Annotated in this window: 9 protein-coding genes; 5 read left to right on the forward strand and 4 right to left on the reverse strand. The window is 76.3% G+C overall.

Annotation, left to right across the window (positions count from 1 at the left end):
* Positions 1 to 153: 153 nt before the first annotated feature.
* A complete protein-coding gene (locus IEZ06_RS16280; protein ID WP_189237532.1) occupies positions 154 to 753 on the forward strand; it encodes a hypothetical protein in 600 nt (199 codons plus the stop codon).
* The gene (locus IEZ06_RS16285; RefSeq protein WP_229798226.1) at positions 750 to 3,239 is read left to right on the forward strand and encodes a bifunctional polysaccharide deacetylase/glycosyltransferase family 2 protein; all 2,490 of its coding nucleotides are present in this window, start codon (positions 750 to 752) and stop codon (positions 3,237 to 3,239) included. The genes IEZ06_RS16280 and IEZ06_RS16285 overlap by 4 nt, the downstream gene beginning before the upstream one ends.
* Here IEZ06_RS16285 and IEZ06_RS16290 read toward each other — a convergent pair.
* Together IEZ06_RS16290 and IEZ06_RS16295 are read right to left on the reverse strand one after the other, a co-directional pair.
* Positions 3,139 to 3,801, reverse strand: a complete 663-nt coding sequence (locus IEZ06_RS16290) for a response regulator (protein ID WP_189237533.1) — start codon at positions 3,799 to 3,801, stop codon at positions 3,139 to 3,141. The genes IEZ06_RS16285 and IEZ06_RS16290 overlap by 101 nt on opposite strands.
* The gene (locus tag IEZ06_RS16295; protein ID WP_203872123.1) at positions 3,798 to 5,042 is read right to left on the reverse strand and encodes a sensor histidine kinase; all 1,245 of its coding nucleotides are present in this window, start codon (positions 5,040 to 5,042) and stop codon (positions 3,798 to 3,800) included. Before IEZ06_RS16295 ends, IEZ06_RS16290 begins: the two co-directional genes overlap by 4 nt.
* A 440-nt stretch (positions 5,043 to 5,482) precedes the next feature.
* Between IEZ06_RS16295 and IEZ06_RS16300 the strand changes: the two genes are divergently transcribed.
* Together IEZ06_RS16300 and IEZ06_RS16305 are read left to right on the forward strand one after the other, a co-directional pair.
* Positions 5,483 to 7,141 carry an alpha/beta hydrolase gene (locus tag IEZ06_RS16300; protein ID WP_229798228.1) on the forward strand — a complete coding sequence of 553 codons (1,659 nt, stop codon included), beginning with the start codon at positions 5,483 to 5,485 and terminating at the stop codon, positions 7,139 to 7,141.
* A 196-nt stretch (positions 7,142 to 7,337) separates the two neighbouring features.
* Complete coding sequence (locus IEZ06_RS16305) at positions 7,338 to 8,156, forward strand: SDR family NAD(P)-dependent oxidoreductase (RefSeq protein ID WP_189237534.1); 819 nt, start codon at positions 7,338 to 7,340, stop codon at positions 8,154 to 8,156.
* Between the two features lie 28 nt (positions 8,157 to 8,184).
* On the opposite strand, the gene IEZ06_RS16310 is transcribed toward IEZ06_RS16305, so the two are convergent.
* Both IEZ06_RS16310 and IEZ06_RS16315 read right to left on the reverse strand, forming a co-directional pair.
* Positions 8,185 to 8,838, reverse strand: coding sequence for a response regulator transcription factor (locus IEZ06_RS16310; RefSeq protein WP_189237535.1), 654 nt, complete (start codon positions 8,836 to 8,838; stop codon positions 8,185 to 8,187).
* Positions 8,835 to 10,406 (reverse strand): sensor histidine kinase, encoded by a 1,572-nt coding sequence (locus IEZ06_RS16315; RefSeq protein ID WP_189237536.1) that lies wholly within the window; start codon positions 10,404 to 10,406, stop codon positions 8,835 to 8,837. The genes IEZ06_RS16310 and IEZ06_RS16315 overlap by 4 nt, the downstream gene beginning before the upstream one ends.
* A 260-nt stretch (positions 10,407 to 10,666) precedes the next feature.
* Between IEZ06_RS16315 and IEZ06_RS16320 the strand changes: the two genes are divergently transcribed.
* Positions 10,667 to 12,697, forward strand: a complete 2,031-nt coding sequence (locus IEZ06_RS16320) for a serine hydrolase domain-containing protein (protein ID WP_189237537.1) — start codon at positions 10,667 to 10,669, stop codon at positions 12,695 to 12,697.
* Positions 12,698 to 12,904 lie beyond the last annotated feature (207 nt).

Genomic DNA, 12,904 nt, shown 5'->3' on the forward strand with positions numbered 1-12,904 from the left:
CCGCCGGTAACAACCCGGCTGGACGTCTCCGGCCGGTGAGGGCCTGCCGCCTCCTCCGGCCGGTCCTTCCCACCGTCTCCCCGGCCGCCCCTGCGGGTCTCCGGCCGTCCCTCCGGGTGGGAATGTCGCAGTCGATCACTACGCTCTCCGCACGTGAACGACAGGCAGACTCCCCCCGGCACGGCCGTGTTCGTCGACCGGACCGGCAGGCGCAGGCGGCTTCTCAAGGCCGCCGGGCTCGTCGTCGGCATCCTGGCGTTCGCCCTGGTGACGACGGTGGTCACCGGGTTGTTCGCGGCCACCCCGCTGGCGGTGGTCGGCTGGCCCGGGGACGGTCCCGCACGGCCCGCGCCCGCCGCCACCCCGGCCGGGCCCGGCCGCTCGGCGAAGCCCTCCCCGCACCCGGAGGCCACCGCCCCTGCCCGGCGGCGTACGGCGCCGGTGGTCTCCCGCACGCCCCGGAGCACGGCCCCTCCCCGGACCGCGCCCACGGCCGCCCCGGTGCGTTCGACGAGGCCGCTTCCCTCGCCCCGCCGTACCGGTCCGGCAGCCCCCGCGACCGCCTCGTCCGAGCCGGCGGATCCGGGAGGACTGGCCGAACCCGGCGAACCGGCCGGACCGGCTCGCGAACCCGGCGAACCGGCCGGACCGGCTCGCGAATCCGCGGAACCCGACGCCTCCGCGCGACCGCCGGACCCGTCCGGGGCCCCGTCCGGTCAGGACTCCGGCGTGGCCGCGGAGCCGGGGAGTTGAGCCCCCGGCCCGCGGAGAGCACGCAGGCCGGGGGGACCGCGGTCCGCGCCGGACGGCCCGCCGACCCCGCCGCCGGCACCGTCCGCGGAAAGCGCTCCGCGGCCCGGCGGCGGCACCGGGCCGATCCGCGGGGGCACTGGTTCCTGGTCGTGGCGGTCATGGTGCTGACGGCGGGGGCGCTGGTGCTCGACGCGTACGTCGCCGGAGCGCCGGGCAAGGCGCCGGAGGAGACGTACGCCCCGCCGCATCCGCCCGGCGCACCCTCCACCGGACTCGGCCGGGTACGGCGCGGCGGACCGGTGCTCAACCTGACCGGCCCCGAGCCGGCCAGCGTCCGCCTCCCGGCCCGCACGCTGGCCCTCACCTTCGAGGACGGCCCGGATCCGCGCTGGACGCCGCGGCTGCTCGACGTGCTGGCCGAGCACGGCGCCAAGGCGACGTTCTTCGCCGTCGGCGCCAGGATCGCGGAGAACCCCGCGCTGACCCGGCGGATCATCGCCGAGGGACACGAGATCGGCAACCACTCCTACGTGCACCCCGACCCCGCCGCCGTGCCCGGATGGCGGCTGCGGCTGGAGCTGTCGCTCACCCAGAAGGCGCTGGCCGGGGCCGCGGGCGTGTACACCCGCCTGGCGCGCCCGCCGTACTCCTCGGCTCCGGCGGCCCTGACCGACGCCCAGCTCCGGGCGATGCGGGTGATGGCCGGGGAGGGATACCTCCTGGCGCTCACCGACCTGGACGCCGCGGGCCGGGAGGGGGAGGGGACCGCCGGACGGGACGCCGCGGACCGGGACGGAGCGGAGACCGCCGACCTAGGCGCCGTGGACCGGGGCGGAGCGGGGACCGCCGGACGGGACGGGCGGGAGACCGGGCGGATCGTCCGCGCGGCCACCCCGCGCGCGGGCAGGGGCGCGATCGTCACGATGCGCGGCTCCGGGGACGACGGCGGCCGGACGGCCGAGGCGGTGGACCGGCTGCTCACCCGGCTCGCCGCCCGCGGCTACCGGGCGACGACGCTCACCTCCGCGCTCGGCATGCCCCCGGCCCACGTGGCGGCCGGGCAGACGGACCGCTTCGTCGGCACCGGGCTGATCCTCGCCCAGCGCGGGGCGACCGGCTTCACCGCGGCGATGTCGTGGATCATGGTCGCGGCCGGCGCGCTCACCCTCCTCCGGCTGGTGCTCTTCCTCGGCCTGGCCCGGACGCACGCCCGGAGGGCCCGGGGCGGTCCGGCCCGCGGCGGGCGGACGGGCGCCCGCCGCGTTCCGCAGTGGACCGCGCCGCCCGGTGTCACCGTGATCGTCCCCGCCTACAACGAGGAGGCCGGGATCGCGGCCACCGTACGCTCGCTGGTGGACACCGGCTACCGGGGAGCGCTGGAGGTGATCGTCGTCGACGACGGCTCCTCGGACGGCACCGCCGCCGCCGTCGCCGCGCTCGGCCTGCCGCGGGTGCGGGTGATCCGCCAGGAGAACGGGGGCAAGCCCGCCGCGCTCAACACCGGCATCGCCCACGCCTCCCACGACATCCTGATCATGGTGGACGGCGACACCGTGTTCGAGCCCGCCACGATCGGGAACCTGGTCCGGCCGCTCGCCGATCCCACCGTGGGCGCGGTCAGCGGCAACACCAAGGTGGGCAACCGGAGCGGCATGCTCGGCCGCTGGCAGCACATCGAGTACGTCATCGGCTTCAACCTCGACCGCCGCGCCTTCGACCTCCTGGGCTGTATGCCCACGGTGCCCGGGGCGATCGGGGCCTTCCGCCGCTCGGCGCTGGCGGCGGTCGGCGGGCTGAGCGGCGACACCCTGGCCGAGGACACCGACCTGACCATGGCGATGTGCCGGGACGGCTGGCGGGTCGTCTACGAGGAGACCGCCCCGGCCTGGACCGAGGCGCCGGCGTCGCTCCGGCAGATGTGGCGCCAGCGCTACCGGTGGTGCTACGGCACCCTGCAGGCGATGTGGAAGCACCGGCGCGCGGTCGTGGAACCGGGCCCGTTCGGTCGCCGGTGCCTGGGTTACCTGGCCCTCTTCCAGGTGGTGCTCCCGCTGCTCGCCCCGGTGGTGGACGTCATGGCCGTGTACGGCGCGGTGGTGGGGGAGCCGCTGCCGGCGGTGGCCGTCTGGGCGGGGTTCGGGCTGCTCCAGGCGGTCGGCGGCTGGTATGCGCTCCGGCTGGACCGCGAGCCCGCCTCGGTGCTGTGGGCCCTCCCCCTGCAGCAGCTGGTGTACCGGCAGCTGATGTACCTGGTGGTCATCCAGTCGGTGGTGACGGCGGTGCTCGGGGCTCGCCTGCACTGGCAGACGATCCGCCGGGAGGGGACCTTCTCCGGGACCGGGCCGGTTCCTGTACCGGTTCCCGGTCCGGCTCCCGTGCCGGTTCCTACGCCGGATGCACGAGCCGGTTCTCGTAGGCGAAGACGACGGCCTGCACCCGGTCGCGCAGTTCCAGCTTCGCCAGGATCCGGCCCAGATGCGTCTTGACGGTGGCCTCCGCGAGGTGCAGCTCGGCGGCGATCTCGGTGTTGGACAGGCCGCGGGCCACCTCGATGAGCACCTCCCGCTCGCGGGGGGTGAGCAGCTCCAGCCGCCCGTCACCCGGCGGAGCGCCGCCGGCGGGAAGCCCGTGGGCGAAGTTCTCCAGCAGGCGCCGGGTGATCCGCGGGGAGACCACCGCGTCGCCCGAGGCGATGCTCCGGATCGCCGCCAGCAGTTCCTCGGGCAGGGCGTTCTTGAGCAGGAAGCCGGACGCCCCGGCCTTCAGCCCGGCGAAGGCGTACTCGTCGAGGTCGAAGGTGGTGAGGATGAGGACCCGGGTCTGCCGGCGGTTCCGGACGATCCGGCCGGTCGCCTCGATCCCGTCGGTGCCGGGCATGCGCACGTCCATCAGGACGACGTCGGGACGGAGCCGCCGGGCGAGCCGTACGGCCTCGGCGCCGTCCCCGGCCTCGCCCACCACCTCCATGTCCGGCTGGGCGTCCAGGACCATGGTGAACGCCATGCGGAGCAGCGGCTCGTCATCGGCGAGCAGGACGCGGATCGTCACGCGGCACCACCTTCAGCGGGGACGGGGACGGCGCCGGGACCGAGGGCGAGGGTGGCGGAGACCCGCCATCCGCCGCCCGGGAGCGGCCCGGCGTCCAGGCTCCCGCCGTACGCGGCGACGCGCTCGCGCATGCCGGGGATGCCGTGCCCGGAGGACGGCCCGGAGAGCGGCGGGCCGGGGACGTGCCCGGCCCGGCCGTCGTCGGTGACGTCGAGGGCGACGGCCGCGGGCGAGCAGCGGACCCGGACCTCGGCGCGGGTGCCGGGCGGGGCGTGCTTGAGGGTGTTGGTCAGGGCCTCCTGCACCAGGCGGTAGGCGGTGAGCTGCGCGGCGGCGGGGACGGGGGCGGGGTCGCCCGCCACCCGGAGGCGGGTCGGCAGCCCGGCCGCGCGCATCCGCCCGGCGAGGGCGTCCAGCTGGGCGATGCCGGGCATCGGGTGGCGCAGCGCGTCCGGCTCGTCGGCCCGCAGGACGCCCAGGGAGCGCCGCATGTCGGTGAGGGCCTGCCGCCCGGTGCCGGAGATCTGCCGCATGGCGGCGGTCGCGCGGTCGGGCGAGCGGTGCTGCGCGAAGACCGCGCCGTCGGCGAGCGCGACCATGACGGACAGGTTGTGGGTGACGATGTCGTGCATCTCGCGGGCGATCCGGGCGCGTTCGTCCGCCGCGGCGAGCCGGGCCCGCTGGTCGCGTTCGCGTTCCAGGCGGACCGCGCGGTCCTCCAGGGACGCGAGGTAGGCGCGTCTGGTCCGCGCGTTCGTCCCGGTGGCGGCGACGGCGGCGGCCACCGCGCTCAGGAAGACGACCGAGCCGAGGAATCCGCCGTCGGGCGCGGCCCAGCGGGCGGAGGCCAGCACGATGCCGAACTCCAGCACGGCCCAGGCCGCGAGTGTGCGGTACCAGGCGGAACGTGCGGCCACCGTGTACAGGACGACCAGCAGTGCCACGTCGGTCAGCAGCTGGACGTCGGCGAGCCACTGGGCGAAGGCGGCGGCGGCCACCGCGCAGAACACCGCCAGGGGCGCGCGTCGCCGCCACACCAGGGGCAGCGACAGGGCCGCGTGGAGGATCAGGGGACCGGGCGGGCCCTGGTAGACCTCGCTGGTGAGGCCGGCGCTGCCGAGGAAGACCGCGGCGGCCAGAAGCGCGTCGAACGCGACCGGCGGGAACCGGTCGCCTGCCCGGAACAGGGCCCGTACCGGCCGCGCGGCGTACGGGCGGAGAACGGTGAGCCCCCACTGCACGGCCCCAACATAGCCGCTCCCGCCCGGCGGTCCGGGGCCGGCCGGACCGGCCCCGGAGCGGCCCGGGTCAGCCCGGAGTCGTACGCGGGTCCGCCGGACGAGGCCCCCGGCGCGGCCCGGCCTGCGGAGAAAACCGCAGGCCGGGCACGGTGCCGTCCGGAGACGCGGCGGAGCGGCCCGCGGGACCGGACGGGATCGGACGGGGCCGGGAAGCCCGACCGGAGGCTGACGCGCCGGACCGGCCGTGCGGCCTAGCTTCGTACCCCGTGACGTACGGCCTGCGATCCGCGCAGGCCGTCCCCGGGCCGGGAGGCCTCCCGTGCACCGCGCCGCGGGTACGGGAGGCCGCCCGTGCGGCGTGGTCGCGCCGGGCCCGGGAGGCCGGGCGCGCCGCGGTCGTGCGGGGCCCGGGACGGTGGACGGTGCGGAAGGAGAACCCGATGAGTGGACGAAGAGCGGCGGCGGCCGGGGTCGCGATGGCGGCGATGCTGGCGGGCGCCGTCGCGGCCGGTGCGACGCCGGCCGCCGGGGTGGCCCGGGAGGGTGCCGGGGTGGCCCGGGAGGGCGCCGGGGTGGCCCGGGAGGGTGTCGGGGTGGCCCGGGAGGGTGCCGGGGTGGCCCGGGAGGGCGCCGGGGACCGCGCCGAGCAGGACGGCCTGGACCGGTTCCGGGGGCAGGAGATCGACTGGCACCGCTGCCGGACCGGCCCGGACGACGCGGAGGGCGGGCTGCTGGACGAGGCGAAGGCCCAGTGCGCCGAGGTCACCGTGCCACTGGACCACCGCCGCCCGGAGGGGCGGACGATCAAGGTCGCGATGTCCCGGCTGAAGGCCGCCGACTCCGCCCGACGGAGGGGTGTCCTGTTCTACAATCCCGGCGGCCCGGGCGTTCCCGCGATGTCCCTCGTCCTGCAGGTCAGGCAGGCGGCCCCCGAGGTCGCGGCCCGCTACGACCTGATCGGGATGGACCCCCGGTTCGTCGGGCGCAGCACCCCCTTCGACTGCGGCTGGCCCGTTCCCGCCGTCGGCTCCGCCGGGCCGGACCGGCGCGGCTTCGAGCGGACCGCGGCCCTGGCGAAGGACCTGGCGTCCCGCTGCGCCGTCCACCGGGACGTGCTGCCGCACGCCTCCACCCGCAACACCGCCCGGGACATGGACGTGATCCGGGCCGCCCTCGGCGAGCCGAAGCTGTCCTACCTCGGCTCGTCGTACGGCACCCAGCTCGGCATGGTCTACCTGCAGCTGTTTCCCCACCGAGCCGACCGGGTCGTCCTCGACAGCACGATGAACCCCGACCTGTTCGGCCCCGACCTGACCCGCACCCAGGGCCCGGCCGTGGCCGCGATGCTGGAGGACTGGGCGGTCTGGGCGGCCCGCCGCCACGACCGCTACCGGCTGGGCTCCACCGCGGCGGAGGTCATGGCCGCCGTGCGCCGGATCGACCGGGCCGCCGCCCGCTCCCCGCTGAAGGTCGGCCGCCACCGGGTCGACTCCCGGGTGCTGCCCATGATCCTGTTCAACGTCACCGCCGGGGACGGCCCGGAGGCGTACGGCTCCTTCGCCGCCGACGTCCGGGTCCTCAGCGCGGCCGCCCGCGGGGCCGAGGCGGCCCCGACCCCGGTCCTGGAACAGGTCCTGACCGGCCTGTCCGCGCCGGACGAGGGCGGGACCGCGAGCGTGCAGACCGCGATCCTCTGCGCGGACCGGGCCGCGTCCCGCGACCCTGAGGCCTACTACCGCGACATCCGGGCGCACCGCGCCGCCGAACCGCTGTTCGGCGCGCTGACCCGCAACCTCACCCCCTGCACGTTCTGGCCGACCGCCCCCGCCGAGCCCCCCACCCGGGTCCGCAACGACGTCCCGGTCCTGATGGTGGGCGCCACCGGCGACCCGGGCGCCGTCCACACGGGCCAACGGGCCGCGCACCGGGCCCTGACCGGCTCCCGTCTGGTGACCCTGCGCGGCGTCTTCCGCCACACCGTGTACGGAGGACTCTTCGCCCCCCGGAACGCCTGCGTCGACGCCGCCGTCGAGCGCTACCTGCTCCGGGGCGTCATGCCCGCCCGGGACGCCGTCTGCGCCGAGGCCCGGGCCCGCTGACCATCCGGCGGCCATCCGGCGTCGCGCCGCCCGGCCGCCGGCACCGCGCCGCTCGATCATCCGGCGTCGCGCCGCCCGGCGATCCGGTGGCTGCGCGCACCGGGTCGCCGGGCGGGCCGTTACGACCGGTTCCGCGGGGGCACGGTCCCTCATGCGACACCGGTGAAGGCACCTCATGAGAAGGACGGGAAACGCCATGGACACTCCGACCCGGCCGCTGGCCGTGGTGACCGGCGCCTCCAGCGGCATCGGCTACGAGCTCGCCCGGCAGTTCGCCCAGCACGGCTTCGACCTCGTCGTCGCCGCCGAGGACGAGGGGCTCATCCCGGCCGCCCGCTCCCTGGAGGAGCTCGGGGCGGCGGTCTCCAGCGTGCGCGTCGACCTCGCGCACCACGACGGAGTCGAGGAGCTCCACACCCGGATCACCGCGCCCGGCCGCCCGGTGGACGCGATCGCGATCAACGCCGGTGTCGGGGTGGGCGGGGACTTCGCCCGGGAGACCGACCTGGACGCGGAGCTGAAGCTGATCAAGCTGAACGTGATCTCCTCGGTGCACCTGGCCAAGCGGGTGCTGCCGGACATGGTCCGGCGCGGCCAGGGCCGGGTGCTGTTCACCTCCTCCATCGCCGGGACCATGCCGGGGCCGTTCCACGCGGTGTACGCCGCCTCCAAGGCCTTCCTGTACTCCTTCTCCGAGGCGATCCGGGAGGAGCTCAAGGACACCGGCGTCAGTGTCACCGCCCTGCTGCCCGGCCCCACCGACACCGACTTCTTCCGCCGCGCCGGCATGGAGGACACCAAGGTGGCCACCGGCAAGAAGGACGATCCGGCCGAGGTGGCGCGCCAGGGCTTCGAGGCGCTGATGTCGGGAGACGACCACGTCGTGGCCGGAGCGAAGAAGAACGTGCTGCAGAGCGTCGCGGGCAAGCTCGCGCCCGAGGCCGCCCAGGCGAAGATGGCCCGCCCGATGGCCGAGCCGGGCGGGGGGAAGGACTCGGACCCCGCCGGGGAATAGGACGCGGAGCCTGAGAGACGCGGCGGGGCTATTCGACGATGCCGGCCCGGAACGCGGCGATGGCCAGCTGCACGCGGTTGGTGGCGGAGAGCTTGTCGAACAGGCGGGTGACGTGGCTCTTCACCGTCGCCTCGCTCATGTGCAGCCGGGCGGCGATCTCGGCGTTGGCGTGGCCGAGGCCGATCTCGACCAGCACCTGCCGCTCCCGCTCGGTCAGGTCGCGGAGCCGGTCGAGCGCGTCCCGGCGGCGGCGCGTGCGGTCCTCGGCGGTGAGGCGGTCGATGAGCTGACGGGTGACGCCGGGGGAGAGCATCGAGTCGCCCGCCGCGGCGAGCCGTACGGCGCGCAGGAGGTCGTGCGGCGGGGTGTCCTTGAGCAGGAAGCCCGTCGCCCCCGCCTCCAGGGCGCGGAAGACGGTGTCGTCGGCGTCGAAGGTGGTCAGCACGATCACCGCCGGCGGACGCGGGCGGGCGCGGATCGCCGCGGTCGCGGCCAGCCCGTCGAGGCCGGGCATGCGGACGTCCATGAGGACCACGTCCGGCCGGTCGCGGGCGACCGCGTCGATCGCGGCACGCCCGTCGGCGGCGTCTCCGATCACGGTCATGTCGTCGGCCGTTTCGAGGATCATGCGCAGGCCGACCCGGACGAGGGCCTCGTCGTCCACGAGCAGGACGGAGATCACGATGCGTACCTCCCCGTCGTCCCACTCGTGTCCGTTGTCCTCGTCGTCCCGGTCGTTCCCGCCGTCCTGCTCGTGCCCGTCATCCCCGTCATCCCCGTCGGCCCACTCGTTCCCGTCGTCCTCATCCTCCCGGCCGTCTCCTTCGTTCCCGCCGGCTCGCCGGAGGCGGGTTTCCCGGCCGTCCCGCCGGCCGGGCCCCCTTCGCGGACCCCGTGGTCGAGGTGGGGGAGTACGGCGCGCAGCCGCCAGCCGCCGCCCTCCTCGCGTCCGACCGGGCCGCCGTGCAGGGTCCCGCCCACCAGCCGGACCCGTTCGGCCAGTCCGACCAGCCCGGAACCCGACCCGGGCAGGTCGGCCGGTGCGCCGCTCGCCGGAGGGTTGTCCACGGTGACGGTCACGGCGCCGACGCCGACGCCGTCACGGTCCACCGAGACGGCGACCGGCGCGTCCGGCGCGTGCTTGTGGGCGTTGGTCAGTCCTTCCTGGACGACGCGGTAGACGACCCGGGCCATGACCGGCGGCAGGGGCCCCGCCCGGTCGTGCAGCTCGACCCGCTGCCCGGCCCGCTCCGAAGCCCGGACCAGCGACGACAGGTCGGCGAACAGCTCACCGGCGGAGCCGTCATATCCGCCGTATCCGCCGTATCCGGCATGTCCGCCGTGTTCGCCGTGTTCGCCGTGTTCGCCGTGTTCGCCGTGTTCGCCGTGTTCGCCGTGTTCGCCGTGTTCGCCGTGTCCCTCGTGTCCCTCGTGTCCCTCGTGCCCACCGGAGGGGCCGGCGTCCGGCGGGTGCACCGCGTGCCGCGTGCCGGGCGGGGCCGGCCGGTGCGGGGCGTCCGGCAGGTCCGGCTCGGCCCGGAGCACGCCGAGCACGTAGCGCAGCTCCTGCAGCGCCTCACGGGCGGTGAGGCGGATGAGCGCCGCCCCCTCCTCGACCCGGGGGGAGCCTCCGCTCGCGGTGAGTTCCAGCGCGCCCGCGTGCAGGGCGATGAGCGAGACCTTGTGGGCCAGCACGTCGTGCATCTCCCGCGCGATCCGGGTGCGTTCGGCGGAGCGGGCCTGCTCGTCGCGGAGCCGCCGCTCGGCCTCGGCGCTCTCGGCCCGCTCGCGCCAGGACTCGGCCAGCGCCCGCCGGGTGGCGACGTGCAGGCCCAGGGCCGTCACCAGTGCGGCCGCGACGGCCGCCGAGAGCACGCCGTCCACCGTCAACCGGCCCTCGTCGATCCACGACCATCCGGCGAAGCCCGTCCACCCGGCGACCGCGAGCGCCCCCACCTGCCGGCGGGGAGCGTACGAGGCCCCGGAGTACAGGCCGACGAGCAGGGGCGCCGGGTTGCCCGACAGCGCGTACGCCGCCGCTCCGGCCACGGTCGCCGCCTGCGGCCACCGCCTGCGCCACCACTGCGCCAGGCTGCCCGGCACGCCCGCCCCCACGATCACCGGCCACGGCAGCGCCGACCAGTGCGCCTTCGCCGCGAGGCCGGTGAGGGCCAGGCACACCAGCACCGCGGCCGCGTCCACGACCCGCCGCCCGGCGAACCGGTCCCGCCACCGAACCGTCAGTTCCATGGCCCGAAGCCTAGGCGCCGCACCGCGGCGCTCCCATCCCTCCGCCGTCGCCGCGTCCGGCCGTCCCGCTCCGACTTTCGTCGCCGGGGCCGGCCCCCGGGCTCCGACTTTCGTCGGAGGACGGTCCCGCTCGCGGGGCGATGCGCTCCGGGTCCCCGCGACGCGACGCTGTACGGCATCCCCGGCCGGACCGCCGTCCGACGTCCGGGCCGGATCACTGTCCGGCATCCCCGGCCGGACCGCCACCACGAGGAGTCCCCATGCGCATCCGGCCGTCCCGTCCGACCCGCAGAGCAGCGGCAGGCCTGCTGGCGAGCTGCGTCGCCGTACCGCTCCTCGGCCTGGCGGCGGGCCCGGCGCGGCCGGCCTCCGCCGACGCCGCCCCTTCCGCCGGTGGTCCCCTCTCCACCACCACCGCCGCCGTCACCACCGAAGACACCGGTGCCACCGCTGTCGGCGCCACCGCCTCCGCCGGTTCCGGCGCCTGCGCGACTCCCGACCGGGCGGCGCTGGCGGGCTTCTTCGACCGGGTGGTGCCGGACCGCCTCACCCGCGACCGGGTGCCCGGCGCGGTGGTGTCGGTGGTGGCCGGTGACAGGACCGTGTTCACCGGCGGGTACGGCCTGGCCGACACCCGGCGGGGCGTCGCGTTCGACCCCGCCCGCTCCCTGGTCCGGATCGGCTCGATCACCAAGCTGTTCACCTGGACGGCCGTGATGCAGCAGGTCGAGGCCGGCCGCCTCGACCTGGACGCCGACGTGAACCGCTACCTGAAGGCGTTCAAGGTGCCGTCCGCCTACCCGGAGCCGGTGACCCTGCGGACCCTGATGGACCACACCGCGGGCTTCGAGGAACGCGTGGTCGGCACCGGGGCGCGCACCGCCGCCGACGTGCCGCCGCTCGGCGAGCAGCTCGCGGAGCACCTGCCGGCCCGGATCCGGCCGCCGGGCGAGATCTCCGCCTACTCCAACCACGGCGCCGCGCTCGCCGGACACCTCGTCGAAGAGGTCACCGGAGAGCCCTACGACGCCTATGTCCAGCGCCACCTGCTGGCACCGCTCGGCATGACGCGCAGCACCGCGGCCGAACCGGTGCCCGAGCACCTCGCGGCCGACCTCGCCCGCGGCCACGACTCCGACACCGACCCCCTGGAGGCCGCCCCCTTCACCTTCGACCGGCTGCCCCCCGACGGGTCGATCAGCGCCACGGCCGGTGACATGGCCAACTTCATGATCGCCCAGTTGAACGGCGGGCGCTTCGGCGGCACGGCCGTCCTCGGTCCGGAGACCGCGGAGCGGATGCACCGGCGCTCCTTCGCCGCGGACCCCCGCCTGGGCGGTTACGCGCACGGGTTCATGGACCGGACCATCAACGGCCACCGGGTGCTGATGCACGACGGCAGCTGGGAGGGCTTCCAGAGCGCGCTGGTCCTGGTGCCGGGATGCGACCTCGGGGTGTTCCTGTCGGCCAACGGCACCGGCGGCACCGAGACGCTGGCGGAGCTGATCCCGACGTTCCTCGACCGGTTCGCCCCGCCCCGGGCGGCCTCCGAGCCCGCGGCCGCGCCCGAGGCGGCACCGGCGCCTCCGCTGTCCAGGACCGCCCCGCAGGCGGGCTTCTACACGCCGACCCGGCACAACGAGTCGACGATCGAGAAGATCCTGGTCCTGCTCGGCCCCTCTCGGCTGACCGTGGAGGGCGACGGCACCGTCCGCTTCAAGGGCGCCGAGTGGACGCCCCGGGGCGACGGCCTGTACGTCCGGGCGGACGGCGGGGACCGCCTGGTGTTCCTCGAAGGCCGGGACGGGCGGCGCTACGCGGCCACCGACGGCCCCGCCTACCAGCTGATGACCGCCGCGCAGGGCCCGATCCTCAACCTGGTCGTCCTGCTCGTATTCGCGGTCGCGGCGGTCAGCGCGCTCGCCGTGCCCCTGGCGGCGCTGTGGCGGCGGGTGCGCCGCCGGCCCGCCGCCGCCACGGCCGCCTGGCGGGCGGCACGCGCGCTGGCCGCCGGGGCCGCCGGGGCGGGCCTCGCGTTCCTGGTGCTGCTGGCGGTCCAGCTCTTCGGTGACACGGGGGACTTCCTGTACGGCGTGACGACCGGCATGCGGGTCCTGCTCGCCGTACCCCTCGCCGTGCTCGCCATGGCGGCCGCGGCGGCGGTGTGCACCGCGAAGGGGTGGCGGGGGGCGGGCGTGGCCGCACGTGTCCACCAGGTGGTCCTGTTCGCGGGTCTGGCGGCGCTGGTGTGGTTCCTCTGGCAGTGGAACCTCGTCGGCTGGCGGTTCTGAGCGGGGACGGAGCACGGACGGTCCCGGACGCGGACGGGGCCGCACCGGCGGGTGCGGGTCACGGCCCCGCCGGGACCCACCCACCCACCCGCCCACCCGCCCACCCACCCGCCCACCCACCCGCCCGCCCGCCCGCCCGCCCGGCCGGCCGGACGGCACGTGCCCTCCGGCTCCGCGCGTCGTGCCGTCACCGTGACCTCCGGTACT

The sequence above is a fragment of the Planomonospora antibiotica genome, from assembly GCF_014647955.1.
Lineage (GTDB): Bacteria > Actinomycetota > Actinomycetes > Streptosporangiales > Streptosporangiaceae > Planomonospora > Planomonospora parontospora.